This window comes from Agrococcus sp. DT81.2 (assembly GCF_049844935.1).
In the GTDB taxonomy this organism is placed as follows: domain Bacteria; phylum Actinomycetota; class Actinomycetes; order Actinomycetales; family Microbacteriaceae; genus Agrococcus.
The window spans coordinates 134,815-150,910 of record NZ_JBNCLZ010000001.1 but is presented as its reverse complement, the minus strand read 5'-3'; the positions used below and the strand labels follow the sequence as shown (position 1 = coordinate 150,910).

The 16,096-nt window shown below is 71.1% G+C and carries 15 protein-coding genes and 1 tRNA gene; 6 read left to right on the top strand and 10 right to left on the bottom strand.

Going from position 1 to position 16,096, the window contains the following annotated elements; genetic code table 11:
- Positions 1 to 43: 43 nt before the first annotated feature.
- The gene (locus ACLQ21_RS00725; protein WP_425660466.1) at positions 44 to 1,471 is read right to left on the bottom strand and encodes a GH1 family beta-glucosidase; all 1,428 of its coding nucleotides are present in this window, start codon (positions 1,469 to 1,471) and stop codon (positions 44 to 46) included.
- A 92-nt stretch (positions 1,472 to 1,563) separates the two neighbouring features.
- Here ACLQ21_RS00725 and ACLQ21_RS00720 point away from each other — a divergent pair.
- A tRNA-Gly gene (locus ACLQ21_RS00720) sits at positions 1,564 to 1,637 on the top strand.
- A gap of 21 nt (positions 1,638 to 1,658) precedes the next feature.
- On the opposite strand, the gene ACLQ21_RS00715 is transcribed toward ACLQ21_RS00720, so the two are convergent.
- Positions 1,659 to 2,036 carry a hypothetical protein gene (locus tag ACLQ21_RS00715; protein ID WP_425660464.1) on the bottom strand — a complete coding sequence of 126 codons (378 nt, stop codon included), beginning with the start codon at positions 2,034 to 2,036 and terminating at the stop codon, positions 1,659 to 1,661.
- Positions 2,037 to 2,328: 292 nt separating this feature from the next.
- Between ACLQ21_RS00715 and ACLQ21_RS00710 the strand changes: the two genes are divergently transcribed.
- Positions 2,329 to 2,964, top strand: coding sequence for a hypothetical protein (locus tag ACLQ21_RS00710; protein ID WP_425660462.1), 636 nt, complete (start codon positions 2,329 to 2,331; stop codon positions 2,962 to 2,964).
- A gap of 151 nt (positions 2,965 to 3,115) precedes the next feature.
- Here the strand turns inward: ACLQ21_RS00710 and ACLQ21_RS00705 are convergent, their stop codons facing one another.
- From ACLQ21_RS00705 to ACLQ21_RS00695, 3 genes are read right to left on the bottom strand one after another with little or no spacing between them, the layout of a single operon-like run.
- Positions 3,116 to 4,111, bottom strand: coding sequence for an Fpg/Nei family DNA glycosylase (locus ACLQ21_RS00705; protein WP_425660460.1), 996 nt, complete (start codon positions 4,109 to 4,111; stop codon positions 3,116 to 3,118).
- 15 nt (positions 4,112 to 4,126) lie between these two features.
- The gene (locus ACLQ21_RS00700; RefSeq protein ID WP_425660458.1) at positions 4,127 to 4,612 is read right to left on the bottom strand and encodes a ribose-5-phosphate isomerase; all 486 of its coding nucleotides are present in this window, start codon (positions 4,610 to 4,612) and stop codon (positions 4,127 to 4,129) included.
- On the bottom strand, positions 4,612 to 5,271 hold the full coding sequence (locus ACLQ21_RS00695) for a DsbA family protein (protein WP_425660456.1): 660 nt from the start codon (positions 5,269 to 5,271) through the stop codon (positions 4,612 to 4,614). The genes ACLQ21_RS00700 and ACLQ21_RS00695 overlap by 1 nt, the downstream gene beginning before the upstream one ends.
- Before the next feature lie 123 nt (positions 5,272 to 5,394).
- Here ACLQ21_RS00695 and pepN point away from each other — a divergent pair, with 123 nt between their 5' ends.
- The 4 genes from pepN to ACLQ21_RS00675 are packed head-to-tail and all read left to right on the top strand — an operon-like array spanning position 5,395 to position 10,963.
- A complete protein-coding gene (gene pepN, locus ACLQ21_RS00690) occupies positions 5,395 to 7,935 on the top strand; it encodes an aminopeptidase N (RefSeq protein WP_425660454.1) in 2,541 nt (846 codons plus the stop codon).
- An 11-nt stretch (positions 7,936 to 7,946) separates the two neighbouring features.
- On the top strand, positions 7,947 to 8,873 hold the full coding sequence (locus ACLQ21_RS00685; protein ID WP_425660452.1) for a mechanosensitive ion channel family protein: 927 nt from the start codon (positions 7,947 to 7,949) through the stop codon (positions 8,871 to 8,873).
- The gene (locus ACLQ21_RS00680; RefSeq protein ID WP_425660450.1) at positions 8,870 to 9,256 is read left to right on the top strand and encodes a globin; all 387 of its coding nucleotides are present in this window, start codon (positions 8,870 to 8,872) and stop codon (positions 9,254 to 9,256) included. The genes ACLQ21_RS00685 and ACLQ21_RS00680 overlap by 4 nt, the downstream gene beginning before the upstream one ends.
- 45 nt (positions 9,257 to 9,301) lie before the next feature.
- On the top strand, positions 9,302 to 10,963 hold the full coding sequence (locus ACLQ21_RS00675; protein WP_425661385.1) for an FAD-binding dehydrogenase: 1,662 nt from the start codon (positions 9,302 to 9,304) through the stop codon (positions 10,961 to 10,963).
- A gap of 42 nt (positions 10,964 to 11,005) precedes the next feature.
- On the opposite strand, the gene ACLQ21_RS00670 is transcribed toward ACLQ21_RS00675, so the two are convergent.
- The 5 genes from ACLQ21_RS00670 to ACLQ21_RS00650 form a co-directional block, all read right to left on the bottom strand.
- Positions 11,006 to 11,425, bottom strand: a complete 420-nt coding sequence (locus tag ACLQ21_RS00670) for a cytochrome c oxidase subunit 4 (RefSeq protein WP_425660448.1) — start codon at positions 11,423 to 11,425, stop codon at positions 11,006 to 11,008.
- 1 nt (position 11,426) lies between these two features.
- Positions 11,427 to 13,151: a cytochrome c oxidase subunit I gene (gene ctaD, locus ACLQ21_RS00665; RefSeq protein WP_425660446.1), complete on the bottom strand. Its 1,725-nt coding sequence runs from the start codon at positions 13,149 to 13,151 to the stop codon at positions 11,427 to 11,429.
- Entirely contained in the window at positions 13,148 to 13,957 is an 810-nt protein-coding gene (coxB, locus tag ACLQ21_RS00660) for a cytochrome c oxidase subunit II (protein ID WP_425660444.1), read from the bottom strand. The genes ctaD and coxB overlap by 4 nt, the downstream gene beginning before the upstream one ends.
- A gap of 251 nt (positions 13,958 to 14,208) precedes the next feature.
- The gene (locus ACLQ21_RS00655; RefSeq protein WP_425660442.1) at positions 14,209 to 14,574 is read right to left on the bottom strand and encodes a HesB/IscA family protein; all 366 of its coding nucleotides are present in this window, start codon (positions 14,572 to 14,574) and stop codon (positions 14,209 to 14,211) included.
- 65 nt (positions 14,575 to 14,639) lie between these two features.
- On the bottom strand, positions 14,640 to 16,037 hold the full coding sequence (locus ACLQ21_RS00650; protein ID WP_425660440.1) for a dipeptidase: 1,398 nt from the start codon (positions 16,035 to 16,037) through the stop codon (positions 14,640 to 14,642).
- Positions 16,038 to 16,096 lie beyond the last annotated feature (59 nt).

The following is a 16,096-nucleotide window of genomic DNA, read 5'->3' as shown; positions in this document are numbered from 1 at the left end:
AAGGGCCGGCCCGCGAGGACCGGCCCTTCGGGTGCGGCCGGACCTAGAGCGTGCGCTCCCGGATCATCCGCGCGAGCTCGAGCCCCGAGTCCTTCACCGTGCGCTCCTGCGTGTCGTAGTCGACCCGCACGATGCCGAAGCGCTTGTGGTAGCCCCACGCCCACTCGTAGTTGTCCATGAGCGACCAGTAGAAGTAGCCCTTCACAGGCACGCCGGCGTCGATCGCGTCGAGCACGGCGCCCACGTGGAGGCGGAGGAACTCCACCCGCTCCGCATCGTGGATGCGCGGCTCGCCGGTGACCGCATCCCCCGTACCGTCTGCGAGCTCGACCCGGTCGTCGTACGCCGCGCCGTTCTCGGTGACCCACAGCTCGACGCCCTTGGGTCCCGCGTAGTCGTCGTGCAGTCGGCGGAGCAGGCGGGTGAGCCCCTCGGGCTGCACCTCCCAGCCCATCGTCGTGGTCGGGAGCCCGCGCGGGTGGATCTGCACGCCGTCGGCGGCGGGGAACGGGCTGCGGATCGGCCGGTCGGTGGGCGCGTCCTGCAGCATCGGCTCGGGCGGCGGCTCGAACGAGCACGCATCGCCGTGGTAGTAGTTCACGCCCAGCACGTCGATCGGCGAGCCGATGATCTCGAGGTCGCCGTCCTGCACGACGGCGTCGAGGCCGAGGTGGCCGACGTCGGCGAGCAGCGTCTCCGGGTAGCTGCCGCGCAGGATCGGATCGACGAAGAAGCGGTTGTACTGCTCGTCGATCCGTCGGGCGGCGTCCACGTCGGATGGGTTGGCCGGGTCGACGGGGTCGGCGACCGTGAAGTTGAGGGTGATGCCGAGCCGCTCGGCGCCGGCGTCGCGGAGCGCCTGCACCGCCATGCCGTGGGCGAGCAGCAGGTGGTGCCCGGCGGCGAGGCCGTCGGCGACGCTCTGCCGGCCCGGCGCGTGCGCGCCGGCGATGTAGGAGAGGAACGACGAGCACCACGGCTCGTTGAGCGTCGTCCAGTTCTCGACCCGGTCGCCGAGCTTCTCGTGCACGGCGAGCGCGTAGTCGACGAAGCGGTGCGCGGTGTCGCGCGACGGCCAGCCGCCCGCCTCCTCGAGCGACTGCGGCAGGTCCCAGTGGTAGAGCGTGAGCCACGGCAGGATGCCGGCGTCGAGCAGCTCGTCGACGAGCCGAGAGTAGAAGTCGAGGCCCGCCGGATTCGGCGCGCCGCCGTCCGGGCAGACGCGCGCCCAGCTGGTCGAGAAGCGGTACGACTGCAGGCCCAGCTGGCGCATGAGCGCGACGTCGTCGGGCATCCGGTGGTAGTGATCGCACGCGACGTCGCCGGTGTGGCCGTCGATCACGGCGCCGGGCACGCGGGCGAAGGCGTCCCAGATGCTGGGGCGGCGACCGTCCTCGGCCGCTGCGCCCTCGATCTGGTAGGCGGCGGTCGCGCCGCCGAGGATCAGGTCTGTGGGGATGCTGCGCTGCACGGCACGAGCGTATCCCGAGCGATGCGGCTGTCGGATGCGCGGCCCGGATGCGGTAGATTCGTCCAGTCCCACGGTGTCATCACGCGGGGCACGCGGGCGTAGCTCAATGGTAGAGCCTCAGTCTTCCAAACTGATTACGCGGGTTCGATTCCCGTCGCCCGCTCCACCGGCATCCGGCGGCGATCGATCACCGCGTCAGCAGCAGCGCAGGCCCCTCGGCTTCGAGCGAGACCCAGCCCTGCACCTCGCTCCACGCGAGCGGCGCATCCGCGTACATCGGCTCGATGATCGACCACATCGCCTCGTGGTCGTTCCCCCAGTAGAAAACCTCATAGATCTCGCCGTCGGATCCGTTGCCGTCGAGATAGCCGACGCCCGCGTCGAGCAGCGCCTCGCCCACCGCGAGCTCGAGCGAGAACATCTCCTCCCACACGACGTCTCCCGGATCCGTGGGCAGGTCGGAGAAGCTCATGATGATGGACTGCTCTGCCTCTTGGAGCGCTGGATCGATGTCGTCCCAGTGCTCCTGGACGCGCTCACCATGCTCCTCGTCCGTGATCGGCACGCCGACATCCGCTGGGGATGACGGAGGGAGCCCGATGCAAGCCGTCAGGCTGACCAGCGCCAGCGCGGCGACCGCGGCGGCTCGCAGCCGGGCAGCCGGACGTCGCGGCATCGGGTGGCTTGCGAACATACGAGGCGCTCCTGTGGCTGATCGGTCGTGCGTCCGACTGAGCATACGGAACGCGGGAGCGTCAAGGCGCTCCGCAGTGACGGGTGAAGCCATCGCGCTCTCGCGCACGAGCAGTGGGCTTCATAGGCGCGGGCAGTAGCGTTCCGGTGTGCAGGAGAGGCTGATGACCCGTCCGCGCCGGCAGGGCTCGACCCGGCTCGGTGCCGCGCTCGTGGCCGCCGCGACGCTCTCCCTCGCCGCCTGCGTCGCGATGCCCGCGACCACGCCCGACGACCCGGCCATCCCCGCGAGCGCGACTCCCGCCTTCAGCAACCTCGCGCCGGCGCCGACGACGAACGGGCCGACGCAGCCTCCGGTGCCGACGACCGCTCCCGGTGAGTTCTCCTTCGGCGACACCGTCACCATCCACACGGACCGCGGCTCCACGTGGGAGATCACGGCCCTGCGTTCGATCGATCCCGCCGACGGCCTCGCGGCCATGACCGGGGCGATGCCCCGCGCCGGGGAGCGCTTCGTCATCCTCGAGCTCGACATCGCGAACGTGGGCGTCATCACGACGCATCCGATGCACGACATGACCTTCGCGTATCAGCCCGACGGCGGCCCGTTCACCGACCAGAACTCCGCCTCGACGGCCGCGGCACCGAACGACCTCGGCTACATCTGGGACTTCGCGCCCGGCGACCGCCACGTCGCGCAGGTCATCGTCGCGGTCCGCGAGGACGACCCGACCGGCTCGTGGGTCATCAGCCCGTCGGAGTCGGGCATCGACGCCGCGACGCTGTACCGCTGGCGCTGAGCGCCGCCGCGCGCGGATCTCGATACGCGGCCGGCTACGCCGGCAGCTACTCGATCAACGGAGTGGGCGCGGCCGGCTACGCCGGCAGCTACTCGATCAACGGAGGGGGCGCGGCCGGGCTGCGCCCGGCAGCTACTCGATCAGCACGGGGCTAGAGCTGGCAGCCGGGGCACCAGTAGAGCTTGCGGCCCTGCATCGTCTCGAGCGCGATGGGGGTGCCGCAGCGGCGGCACGGCAGTCCCTCGCGCTTGTAGACCCAGTGCCGGTCGGCGCGATTCGCGAGCGCCGCCGCGCGCCGCGCGCCGCGCAGCCCGTCGATCGTGAGCATCTGCCCGGTCTCGACGCCGATGCGCAGCAGCTTCACCCAGTCGCGCCAGAGCGCTCGCAGCTCGTCCTCCGGCACCGCGTTCCCGGGACGGTGCGGGTCCATGCGCGCGCGGAACAGCAGCTCGGCGCGGTAGACGTTGCCGATCCCGGCGACCACCGACTGATCCATCAGCAGCTGTCCGATCGCCTGCCCCGAGCGCGACGCGCGCTCGACGAAGCGGTCCTCGGCGCGACGGCGCGACTCGGTCGGCGCCTGCGGGTCCGGTCCCAGCCGGTCGGCGAGCGCCTGCACCTGCCACGGCTCGAGCACCTCGCACACGGTCGGCCCGCGCAGGTCGGCGACGGCCGTGGCGGTGAGGATGCGCACGCGCACCTGCCCGACCGGATCCGGCGGGAACTCGACCACCTCGCTCGCCGTCTCGCGCTCCCCCGCCCGCAGGCGCGCGAGCCGCGGCGCGCCGATCGACGCGATCGAGTCCTCGTGCTCACCATCGACGCCGGCGGCGCCGCGCATCCCGGTCTGCCCCATCCGTCCGACGCTCGCGAGGATGGTCGCGTCCACCGAGATCGCGCCCGCGAAGTCCCACGCGCCGTAGATCCCGAGGTGCACGTGCAGCACGCGGTCCGGGGCGGTCGCGGTGCCGTCGAAGCCGAGCAGCAGGTGCTTGCCGATCGCCTCCGACGACGTCATGGTGCGGCCGTCGAGCTCGGCGGCGCCCACCTCGAAGCGGCCCTGCGGGCTCGAGACCGCCGCGGTGCTGCCCACGAAGTTCGCCGCGAACTGGCGGGCGATGCGATGGACGGAGTGGCCCTCAGGCATCGGACACCGCCGCCATCAGAGGATCTCGTGACCCGCGATGCCGCCCGTCGTCTCGTACTCGCCCAGCTGTGCGATGCGCCGCGCGTGCCGCTCGGCCCCCGTGAACGGCGTGGCCAGGAAGGCGTCGATGATCTCGAGCATCTCCTCCTCGGAGTGCTGCCGGGCGCCGACCGCGACGACGTTCGCGTCGTTGTGCTCGCGCGCGAGCTCAGCGGTCGTCAGGCTCCAGGCGAGCGCGGCGCGAGCGCCGTCGACCTTGTTCGCGGCCATCTGCTCGCCGTTGCCGGAACCGCCGAAGACGACCCCGAGCGCCTCGACGCCCGCGCGCTGGTCGCGGACGACCGCGCGCGCGGCGTTGATGCAGAAGGCGGGGTAGTCGTCCTCGGCGTCGTACTCGGCGGGACCGTGGTCGATCGTCTCGTGGCCGAGCGCCTCCAGGTGCGCGACGAGCCGCTTCGACATCTCGAAGCCCGCGTGGTCGGTGGCGACGTGGACGCGCATCACGCCTCCTGCGGCGCGAGCTCGGCCTGGTCGAAGACAGGCCCACGCGTGCGGGAGCGCTTGAGCTCGAAGAAGCCGTCGACGGATGCGGCGGCCACGACGCCGTCGAACAGCCGCAGCGCCTCCTCGCCGGTGGGTGCGGGGCTCACGACCGGGCCGAAGAACGCGATGTCGTCGACCGCCACCACGGGCGTGCCGACGTCGTCGCCGACCAGGTCGATCGCCGCCTGGTGGGTGCCGCGCAGCGTCTCGTCGTGCGCATCCGTCTCCTCCGCGAGCGACGCGTCGAGGCCGACCTCGGCGAGCGCCTCGGCGACGATTGCGTCGTCGTCCTTGCGGCGGCCCGGGTGGATGCGCGAGCCCAGCGCGTCGTAGAGCGGCTTCACGACGGCGTCGCCGCCGGCCTCGCGGGCCGCGGTCACGAGTCGCGTGAGCCGCATCGAGCGCGGCATGCGCGCGCGGTAGGACTCGGGCAGATCGCGGCCCTCGTTGAGCACCGCGAGGCTCATCACCTGCCAGTCGACCTCGAGGCCGCGCACGTCGGCGACCTCGCCGAGCCAGCGGGACGTCATCCACGCCCACGGGCAGGTCGGGTCGAACCACATCCGCACGCGCGGCTGGCCCTCTGCGGCGGTCACTGACGGGGTGGATGCACTCATGCCTCGATGCTATCGACGCACGGCGGAGGCCGGGCCGCGCGGCACTACGCTGGTCGCACCCGCGTTCACAGCACCCGAAGTCACTGCACGAATCGCACAAAACCGATCACCAAGGAGTCCAGCGTGCCCGGAGAGAACCTCACTCGCGTCGAGGCCCAGGAGCGCGCCGCGCTCGTCGAGGTGGAGAGCTACGACATCGCGCTCGACCTGACGATCGGCGACGAGGTGTTCCGCTCCACCTCGACCGTCCGCTTCACCGCCGAGGCAGGCGCGTCGACGTTCATCGACCACATCTCCCGCACCGTCCACTCCGTCACCCTCAACGGCACCGAGCTCGACGTCGCGCGCGTCAACGACGGCGTCCGCATCCAGCTCGACGACCTCGCGGCCGAGAACGAGCTCACGGTCGTCTCCGACGCCCTCTACGTCAACACGGGCGAGGGCCTCCACCGCTTCGTCGACCCCGTCGACGGCGAGGTCTACCTGTACTCGCAGTTCGAGGTGCCGGACTCCCGCCGCGTCTTCGCGGTGTTCGAGCAGCCCGACCTCAAGGCCACGTTCCGCTTCACCGTCACCGCGCCGGCGCGCTGGCAGGTCGTCTCCAACCAGCCCACCCCCGAGCCGGTCGTCGAGGGCGAGACCGGCACGTGGAGCTTCGAGCCGACCCCGCGCATCTCCAGCTACATCACGGCGCTCGTCGCCGGGCCCTACGAGGTGACGCGCTCCGAGCTCACCTCGAGCGACGGCCGCGTCGTGCCGCTCGGCATCTTCTGCCGCGCCTCGCTCGCCGAGCACATGGACGCCGACTACATCTTCGACACGACCCGCAAGGGGTTCGCGTTCTTCGAGTCGCAGTTCGGCGTGCCGTACCCGTTCGAGAAGTACGACCAGCTGTTCGTGCCGGAGTTCAACGCGGGGGCGATGGAGAACGCCGGATGCGTGACCTTCACCGAGTCGTACGTGTTCCGCGCCCAGGTGACCGACGCCATCCGTGAGCGCCGAGTGGTCACGGTGCTGCACGAGCTCGCGCACATGTGGTTCGGCGACCTCGTCACGATGCGCTGGTGGAACGACCTGTGGCTCAACGAGTCGTTCGCCGAGTGGGCGTCGACGCTCGCGACCGCCGAGGCGACCGAGTGGACGAACGCGTGGACGACGTTCCAGGCGATGGAGAAGACCTGGGCGTACCGCCAGGACCAGCTGCCCTCCACGCACCCGATCGTCGCCGAGATCCGCGACCTCGAGGACGTGCAGGTCAACTTCGACGGCATCACGTACGCCAAGGGCGGCTCGGTGCTCAAGCAGCTCGTCGCGTGGGTCGGCCTCGAGGCCTTCATGCAGGGCGTCGGCGCGTACTTCCGCAAGCACGCCTGGGGCAACACCGAGCTCGCCGACCTGCTCGTCGAGCTCGAGACGGCGAGCGGCCGCGACCTCACCGAGTGGAGCCGGCTGTGGCTCGAGACGGCCGGCGTCAACACGCTGCGCCCGCGGATCGAGACGACCGCCGACGACATCATCTCGTCGTTCGTGATCGAGCAGACCGGACCCGCCGAGTGGCCGACGCTGCGCCCCCACCGCCTCGCGATCGGCTTCTACCAGGAGCAGGAGGGCGCGCTGCGCCGCACCCACCGCGTCGAGCTCGACGTCGATGGCGCTGAGACGGCCGTGCCTGCCCTCGTGGGCCACATCCGTCCCGACCTGATCCTCATCAACGACGAGGACCTCGCCTACGCCAAGATCCGCCTCGACGAGTCGTCGATGCGGACGGCGCTCCTGGGCCTGCGCACCATCGAGGACCCGCTCGCGCGCGCCCTGGTCTGGGGCGCGGCATGGGACGCGACGCGCGACGCCGAGACGCCCGCGAGCGACTACGTCGAGCTGGTGCTCGCGAACATCGGCGCCGAGACCGAGTCGACCACCATCCGCCTGGCGCTCTCGCAGCTCGGCCTCGCGGCCCGCTCCTACGTGCACCCGTCGCGCCGCGCCGAGACGATCCGGCGCGTGGGCGACGGCCTCTGGGAGCTCGCGTCGACCGCCGAGGCGGGGTCGGATGCGCAGTTCCAGTTCGTGGGCGCGTTCGCCGCCCTCGCGTCGACGCCCGAGCACGCCGAGATCCTGCGCGGCCTGCTGAGCGGCGCGACCGCGCTCAGCGGCCTCGAGATCGACGCCGACCTGCGCTGGCAGCTGCTCGACGGCCTGGTGCTGAACGGCGCCGCCGGCGAGGCGGAGATCGCCGCTGAGCTCGCTGCCGACGACACGGCGACGGGCCGCCAGTTCGCCGCCCGCGCGCGTGCCACGATCCCCACGCCGGAGGCGAAGGAGGCCGCGTTCGCCTCCGTCGTCGATCAGGCGGGCGCCTCGAACATGATCGTGCGCTACACGGGCATCGGACTCGCGCACGTGAACGACGCATCCGTCCTGTCGGGCCTCGTCCCGCGCTACCACGACGCCATCCAGCAGATCTGGGAGTCGCGCACCTACCAGGTGGCCGAGGGCCTGCTCGTCGGCCTCTACCCGGCGGCGCTCGCGAGCGAGGAGCTCGCCGAGGCGACGCGCGCCTGGCTCTCGGCGAACACGTCGGCGGTGCCCGCGCTCCGCCGCATCGTCGTCGAGCACCTCGCCGGCGTTGAGCGGGCGCTCGCCGCGCAGGAGCGGGACGCCTGATCGGAGCAGTGATGCTGTCGGAGACGAGCGCGCCGGGCGGCGTGGACTGGGCCGCCGTCGGCAAGTGGTGGGGCACGTGGGGCCAGCCCATCGGCGTGCTGCTCGTCATCATCGGCGCCTTCATCGCCTTCTACGTCGTCCGCACCCTCATCGCCCGGGTGGTCGGCGGCGTCGTGAGCGGCGTCAAGCGCCGCGCCGACGCCGCCGACACCGAGGCGCTCTCGAACTCGCCGCTCGCGCAAGTGCGGGTCGTGCAGCGCACCCGCGCGATCGGCAGCGTGCTCAACACGATGGTCGCGTGGGTGATCGGCGCGATCGCGCTCATCCTCATCCTCAGCGTGCTGGGCGTCGAGCCGGCCTCGCTCGTGGCGATGGCCGGCTTCCTCGGCGCCGCCGCCGGCATCGGCGCGCAAGGCGTCATCAAGGACTTCCTCAACGGGCTGTTCATGGTCTTCGAGGACCAGATGGGCATCGGCGACCTCGTCGACCTCGGAGAGGTCTCGGGCGTCGTCGAGTCCGTGGGCATCCGGGTGACGCAGGTCCGGGACGTGCACGGGACGCTCTGGTACGTGCGGAACGGCGAGATCGTGCGGGTCGGCAACAAGTCGCAGGGCTGGGCCCGCGTGATCATCGACCAGGCCGTGCCGTACCACGCAGACGTCGACCTGGTCGAGGGACGGCTGCTCGACGTCGCGACCGCGATGAGCGAGGAGCCGGCGTGGACCGGCCGCGTCATCGACAAGCCAGAGACCTGGGGCATCGAGTCGGTCTCCCCCGAGGCCGTCGTGCTGCGGCTCGTCGTCCGCACCCGGGCGAACGCGCGCGACGATGTGGCGCGCGAGCTGCGCCGTCGCGTCAAGGCGGGGCTCGACGAGCTCGGCCTCGACCTGCCGTCGGTGCAGAAGGTCGTCGGCGACGGGCTGGAGGCGAAGCCATGACGCAGTCCCTGCACGACGCGGTCGGCGGCGAGCCCTTCTTCCGCCGGCTCGTCCACGAGTTCTACGAGCGTGTCTGGGTCGACGACGTGCTGCGGCCGATGTACCCGCAGGACGACCGCGCGGGCGCCGAGGACCGCTTCCGCATGTTCCTCGAGCAGTACTGGGGCGGCGCGCAGACGTACAGCGAGCAGCGCGGCCACCCGCGCCTCCGGATGCGCCACGCGCCCTTCGCGGTCGACCCGGTCGCGCGCGAGCGCTGGCTCGCGTGCATGCGCGGCGCGCTCGACGTGCTCGATCCCGCGCCGCTGCACCGCGCCGAGCTCGACGACTACTTCGAGCGGGCCGCGACGGCCATGCTGAACCGGAACCCGCTCATCCGTTGATGGATTGACCTGCTGAGCCGAAGGAGCCCCGTGCCCGATCGAATGATGCGCGCCCAGGACGTCGTCGTCATCGGGGCCGGCCTCGCCGGGCTCGTCACCGCGTGCGAGGCGCTCGACCGGGGCCGCACCGTGACGCTGGTCGAGCAGGAGGGGCCGCAGTCCATCGGCGGGCAGGCGTACTGGTCGTTCGGCGGCCTGCTGCTCGTCGACTCCCCCGAGCAGCGCCGCCTCGGCATCGCCGACTCCCCCGACCTCGCCCGCGCCGACTGGCTGCACGCAGCCGGCTTCGACCGCGACGAGGATGCGTGGGCCCGGCAGTGGGCGGACGCCTACCTCGAGTTCGCCCACCGCGACCTGCGCCCGTGGCTGCGCTCGCTCGGCGTGCGCCTCTTCCCTGTCGTCGGGCACGCGGAGCGCGGCGCCCGCACCGCGGGCGGCCACGGCAACACGGTCCCGCGCTTCCACATCGTCTGGGGCACCGGCCCCGGCCTCGTCGCGCCGTTCACGCGGCGGCTGCGGGATGCCGTCGCCGACGGCCGCGCGCACCTCGCGTTCCGGCACCGCGCGACCCGGCTGCTGGTCGACGACGGCCGCGTGGTCGGGGTCGCCGGCGACCGGCTCGCCGACGACGTCACCGTGCGCGGGGAGCCGTCGAGCCGCGAGGCAGCCGGCTCGTTCGAGCTGCGGGCCGAGTCGGTGGTCGTCGCCACCGGCGGCATCGGCGGCGAGCTCGAGCGCGTGCGCGAACTCTGGCCCGCGCGCCTCGGCGCGGCGCCGCGGGAAGCGGTGCGCGGGGTGCCGCTGCACGTCGACGGCTCCGGGCTCGCGCTCGCCGACGACGCGGGCGCGCGGCTCGTGAACGGCGACCGCATGTGGCACTACACCGAGGGCATCGCCAACTGGGATCCGGTCTGGCCGCAGCACGGCATCCGCATCCTGCCCGGACCGTCGAGCGTCTGGCTCGACCATCGCGGCCGTCGGCTGCCGTCGCCGAACTACCCGGGCTTCGACACGCTCACGACGCTCGAGCACCTGCGGTCGGTCGGCGCCGAGCACTCGTGGTTCGTGCTCACGCAGTCGATCGTCGAGAAGGAGTTCACGCTCTCGGGCTCGGAGCAGAACCCGGACCTCACCGGTCGGAGTGTGCGAAGGCTCGCGCAGCGCGTGCTGCCGGGCGCGCCGGCGCCGGTGCAGGCGTTCCTCGACCACGGCGAGGACTTCGTCGTCGCCGGCAGCCTCACCGAGCTGCTCGACGGCATGCAGCGGCTCGAGGCCGACGCGGCCGGGCAGGGCCGGACCGGGCAGGGCATCGACCGCGCGGCGGTCGTCGCTGCCATCGAGGAGCGCGACGCGGCCGTCGCCGACCCGGCATCGACCGACCCGCAGGCGGTCGAGATCCGGCGCGCCCGCGAGTACGTCGGTGACCGGCTCGTGCGCACGGCTGCCCCGCACCGCATCCTCGACGAGCGCCACTGGCCGCTCATCGCCGTGCGGCTGCGCACGCTCACGCGCAAGACGCTCGGCGGCATCCAGACCGACCTCGACTCGCGCGCGCTCGGCGCCGATGGCGCGCCCATCCCGGGACTCTTCGCGGTCGGCGAGGCGGCCGGCTTCGGCGGCGGCGGCGTGCACGGCTACCGCGCGCTCGAGGGCACGTTCCTCGGCGGTTGTCTCCACACCGGCCTGCGCGCCGGTCGCGCCGTCTGAACGACGAAGCGCCCCGCCGATCGGCGGGGCGCTTGCGTCTGCTCAGCGGCTGAAGTTGCCGCGGTAGTGCTCGTACACCCAGCCGATCATCACGATGATGAACAGCGCACCACCGATCGGGATCAGGAAGGTCGGGCCCGCGAACGCCAGCAGGATGAGCGCGAACGCCGCTGCGAGCGAGATCGGCCACCAGCTCCAGGGCGAGAAGTGGCCCTCGTCGGGGTCGCCGTCGTCGATGTGCGCGTCGTGGCGGTCGGCGGGGATCTCGCCGTGCTGGCCGCGCCGGGTCAGCACGAGGTAGAAGGCGATGAACGTCGACATGATGCCGGTGAGCGCGAGGCCCAGCGTGCCCGCCCACTCGACCCGGCCGTCGTACGCCGCCATGTGCCACAGCGTGTACGCGGCGGCGCACAGGAAGAAGAAGGCCGCGAGGACGCCAAGGATGATGATGTTCGCACGCATGTCAGCGCACCTCTCCGTCTGCCAGGTCGACCACCGGTCGCTGCGGCGCATCCTTGAGCGGCCCGACGCCTCCGACGCCGTACTGCGGTCCCGCGTTCGGGTGGTGCAGGTCGAAGGCCGGCGACTCCGAGCGGATGCGCGGGATCGACGTGAAGTTGTGCCGCGGCGGCGGGCAGCTGGTCGCCCACTCGAGCGAGCGGCCGGTGCCCCACGGGTCGTCGACGGTCACCTTCGGCGCCGTGCGGGCGGTGATCCAGACGTTCCAGAGGAACGGCACCATCGAGAGGCCCAGGATCATCGCGCCAACCGTCGACACCTGGTTCATCCAGGTGAAGCCGTCCTCCTGGAGGTACGTGTAGTAGCGGCGCGGCATGCCGATGACGCCCAGCCAGTGCTGGATCAGGAACGTCATGTGGAAGCCGACGAACAGCATCCAGAAGTGCAGGTGCCCGAGCCGGTCGTTGAGCATCTTGCCGGTCCACTTGGGCCACCAGAAGTAGAAGCCCGAGAACATCGCGAACACGACCGTGCCGAACACCACGTAGTGGAAGTGCGCGACCACGAAGTAGGTGTCGGAGATGTGGAAGTCGAGCGGCGGCGAGGCGAGGATGACGCCGGTCAGTCCGCCGAAGGTGAACGTCACGAGGAAGCCGAGCGCCCACAGCATAGGCGACTCCCAGGTGATCGACCCTCGCCACATCGTGCCGATCCAGTTGAAGATCTTCACGCCGGTCGGCACTGCGATGAGCATCGTCATGAGCGCGAACCACGGCAGCAGCACGGTGCCGGTCACGTACATGTGGTGCGCCCACACCGTGATCGACAGCGCGGCGATCGCGATCGTCGCACCGACGAGGGTGTTGTAGCCGAAGATCGGCTTGCGCGAGAAGACCGGGATGACCTCGGAGATGATGCCGAAGAACGGCAGCGCGATGATGTACACCTCTGGGTGCCCGAAGAACCAGAAGAGGTGCTGCCACAGCACGACGCCGCCGTTCGTCGGATCGTAGATGTGGCCGTCGAAGATGCGGTCGATCGCGAGGCCGAACAGCGCCGCAGCGAGCACCGGGAACGCGATGATGACGAGGATCGACGTGACGAGGACGTTCCAGCTGAAGATCGACATCCGGAACATCGTCATGCCGGGCGCGCGCATCGTCATGATCGTGGTGATGAAGTTGACGGCACCCATGATCGTGCCGAAGCCCGAGAGCGCGAGGCCGAGCACCCACAGGTGCCCGCCCGTGCCGGGCGAGAACGCGTCGTCGCTCAGCGGCGTGTAGGCCGTCCAGCCGAACGAGGCGGCGCCCTGCGGCGTGAGGAAGCCAGCGACCGCGATCATCGAGCCGAACGTGAACATCCAGAACGCGAGCGCGTTGAGGCGCGGGAAGGCGACGTCGGGCGCGCCGATCTGCAGCGGCATGAGCACGTTCGCGAAGCCCGCGAACAGCGGCGTCGCGAACATCAGCAGCATGATCGTGCCGTGCATCGTGAAGAGCTGGTTGTACTGCTCCTCGGTCGGCACGATCTCCAGGCCCGGCGCGAACAGCTGGGCGCGGATCAGCAGTGCGAGCACGCCGCCGATCATGAAGAAGATGACGGATGCGATCAGGTACATGTACCCGATGGTCTTGTGGTCAGTGGAGGTGATCCACTTCACCATGATGTTGCCCTTGCGCTCCGCGGTCGGGCTGACCGTGGTGCGAGGCGTCGCCGTGGTGGTCATTCGCTGTCCTCGTTCTGGTTGGTCTGATCCACGTCCTCGTCGCGGTCCGGGTCGATGTTGCCGCGGCCGGTGGCCGGGTTCAGCGACTCGTCGAGCGGGCCGACGTTGCCCTGCTGCTCGAGGCTCTCGAGGTAGGCGTCGTACTCCTCGGGGCTGACGAGCTCGACGTTGAAGAGCATCGACGCGTGGTACTCGCCGCACAGCTCCGCGCACTTGCCGGTCAGGATGCCCTCCTCGGCGCCCGTCTCGAAGTACATGTGGTTCGTGACGCCCGGCAGCATGTCCTTCTTGTAGAGGAACTCCACGATCCAGAAGGAGTGCGCGACGTCGCGCGCCTCGAGGGTGATCTCGATCGACGAGTTCGTCGGCAGGTAGAGGGTCGGGAGGGTGCTCGCGTCGAGCTGGCCGGAGTCGGCCTCGCGCTGCACCTGGATGCCCTGGAAGTGCACCGGGTCCTGGCCGTCGCGCTCGTAGACGAAGTCCCACGCCCAGCGCTTGCCGTAGGCGGTGATCGAGTAGTCGGGGTCCTCGATGCGCTCCTCGATGATCGCCTGGTCACGCGCGGTGAAGGCGAAGAAGCCGGCCACGAGGATGACGGGCACGATCGTGAAGAAGATCTCGATCGGCATGTGGTACCGCAGCTGCACCGGCAGGCCGGTCTGACCACGGCGGCGGCGGTAGGCGACGGCGGCCCAGATCATCAGGCCCCACGTGACGATGCCGACGACGAGGAGCACGATCCAGGAGGTCGTCCACAGCCCCATGATGCGGTCGACGTGGTTCGTCAGGCCCGGCGTCGACGGCATCCACCCCTGCAGCTGCGCCTGGGTGCATCCGGCAAGCGCAAGAGCGACCACCACCGCCACTGGGGCGGCGATCCAACGGGTTCGACGATTGCGCAATGTCTTCCTCCGGCTCGGTCAGCGTCTCTACCGATCCTAGTACCCACAGACCGCGCTCAGGAGCCTCCCACGCGCCTCTCGATCGGGCCTGGAACGGCGACACGCCGCCGATCCGGAGGGGATCGACGGCGTGTCGACGATAGGTGCTGGGCGCCCTAGTGGAAGGAGTCTCCGCACGCGCAGGAGCCGCCCGCGTTGGGGTTGTCCATCGTGAAGCCCTGCTTCTGGATCGTGTCCTCGAAGTCGATCGTCGAGCCGTCGAGGTAGGGCACGCTCATCCGGTCGACGACCACCTCGACCCCGTCGAAGTCGCGCACGACGTCGCCGTCGAGGGTGCGCTCGTCGAAGTAGAGCTGGTAGATGAGACCGGAGCAGCCACCGGGCTGCACGGCGACGCGCAGCCGCAGGTCGTCGCGGCCCTCCTGATCGAGGAGTCGGCGCACCTTGTCGGCGGCCGTGTCGGTCAGGTTGACGCCGTGCGTCGGGGGCGTGGCCACCTCGGACACCTGCTGATCCGTCATGTGCGGCTCCTCTCGTCAGACTCTGCCTGGACAACGCCAGGCGGACCCATCCTATTCCGGGCGGCCTACTCCGTGCGGTCGCCTGCGCGGGCGAGCAGCAGCGCCTCGGCGCCGATCGCGCGCCGCAGCACGCCGAGGTGCTGCGACTCGTTCGGGCTGTGCGCCATGGTCGCCGGGTCCTCGACCCCGGTGACGAGGATCTGCGCGGCCGGGAACTGGTGCACGAGGTCGGCGATGAACGGGATGGACCCACCGATGCCGGCCTCGACGGGCTCCGCGCCCCACGCATCCGCCATCGCCTGCTTCGCCTCGGTCGCGCCCCAGCCGGTCGCGTCGACGAGGAAGGGGTCGCCGAGGTCGATGCTGTCGAACTCGATGTGCGCGCCGAACGGCGTGTGCGCGCGGATGTGCCGCTCGATCGCCGCGAACGCGTCCGCCGCCGATTGGCCGGGGGCGATGCGGGTCGAGAGCCGGAACCGCACGGTCGGCAGGATCGTGTTGGATGCGTCGGGCACGCTCGGCGCGTCGACGCCGGTGATGGTCGCGGCCGGCTTCGCCCACAGGCGCCGCAGCAGCGGACCGGTGCCGACGAGGTCGACGCCGTCGAGGACGGCCGCCTCCTCGCGCAGCTGCTCCTCGGACTGCTCCGGCACGTCGAGGTCGGCCTCGGTGAGGCCCTCGATGGCGACGGAGCCCTGCTCGTCCCAGAAGCTCGCGGCGAGCTTCGAGAACGCCATCATCGCGTCGGGCACCGCGCCGCCGATCATGCCGGAGTGGCTCGCGTGGCCGAGCGTCGTGAGGCGCACGTTGAGGGCGACGTTGCCGCGCAGCGCGACGGTGAGCGACGGCACCTCGGTCGACCAGTTGTCGCTGTCGGCGACCACGATGACGTCGGCGCTCAGCACGTCGGCGTACTGCTCGAGGAAGCGCTTGAAGGAGCGGGAGCCGTGCTCCTCCTCCCCCTCGATGAAGAGGGCGATGCCGACCTCGGGGTCGAGCACCTCGGCGAGCGCGCGGACGGCGGCGATGTGCGTGATGACGCCCGCCTTGTCATCGGAGGCGCCGCGGCCGTGCAGGCGGCCGTCGATCTCGGTCGGCTCGAAGGGCGGCGTCGTCCAGAGCGCCTCGTCGCCCCACGGCTGCACGTCGTGGTGCGCGTAGAGCAGCACCGACGGCTTGCCGCCCCTGGCGGCTCGGGTCGCGAGCACCGCCGGCTGGCCGAGCGTGTCGGTGTCGCCGATGGGCGCGCGCTCGATCGAGACCCGCTCGAACACGCCCGTGCCCTCGGCGAGCGCGGCGACCGCCTCGGCGCTCGCCTGCACGTGCGCGGGATCGTAGGCGTCCCACGCGACGCTCGGGATGCGCACGAGCGCCTTCAGGTCGTCGACGGCGCGGGCGAAGCCCGCGTCGACGGCGGCGAGCACCGCGCGGTCGCGGTCGGAGAGGTCGGTCTGGAGGGTCATGCGCTCGATCCTAAGCGGCGCGCTGGCACGCGGTCGGCGGTACCATGGGAGTTCCCCAG

Excerpts from the sequence above, each read along its gene's own strand:
- ACLQ21_RS00705 (WP_425660460.1), bottom strand. The coding sequence starts at position 4,111 with ATGCCTGAGGGCCACTCCGTCCATCGCATCGCCCGCCAGTTCGCGGCG.
- ACLQ21_RS00700 (WP_425660458.1), bottom strand. The coding sequence starts at position 4,612 with ATGCGCGTCCACGTCGCCACCGACCACGCGGGCTTCGAGATGTCGAAG.
- ACLQ21_RS00650 (WP_425660440.1), bottom strand. The coding sequence starts at position 16,037 with ATGACCCTCCAGACCGACCTCTCCGACCGCGACCGCGCGGTGCTCGCC.
- ACLQ21_RS00675 (WP_425661385.1), top strand. The coding sequence starts at position 9,302 with ATGCGCGCCCAGGACGTCGTCGTCATCGGGGCCGGCCTCGCCGGGCTC.
- ACLQ21_RS00685 (WP_425660452.1), top strand. The coding sequence starts at position 7,947 with ATGCTGTCGGAGACGAGCGCGCCGGGCGGCGTGGACTGGGCCGCCGTC.
- ACLQ21_RS00695 (WP_425660456.1), bottom strand. The coding sequence starts at position 5,271 with ATGAGTGCATCCACCCCGTCAGTGACCGCCGCAGAGGGCCAGCCGCGC.
- ACLQ21_RS00710 (WP_425660462.1), top strand. The coding sequence starts at position 2,329 with ATGACCCGTCCGCGCCGGCAGGGCTCGACCCGGCTCGGTGCCGCGCTC.
- coxB (WP_425660444.1), bottom strand. The coding sequence starts at position 13,957 with ATGCCGTCGACGCCGGGCCTGACGAACCACGTCGACCGCATCATGGGG.
- ACLQ21_RS00670 (WP_425660448.1), bottom strand. The coding sequence starts at position 11,425 with ATGCGTGCGAACATCATCATCCTTGGCGTCCTCGCGGCCTTCTTCTTC.
- ACLQ21_RS00680 (WP_425660450.1), top strand. The coding sequence starts at position 8,870 with ATGACGCAGTCCCTGCACGACGCGGTCGGCGGCGAGCCCTTCTTCCGC.
- ctaD (WP_425660446.1), bottom strand. The coding sequence starts at position 13,151 with ATGACCACCACGGCGACGCCTCGCACCACGGTCAGCCCGACCGCGGAG.
- ACLQ21_RS00655 (WP_425660442.1), bottom strand. The coding sequence starts at position 14,574 with ATGACGGATCAGCAGGTGTCCGAGGTGGCCACGCCCCCGACGCACGGC.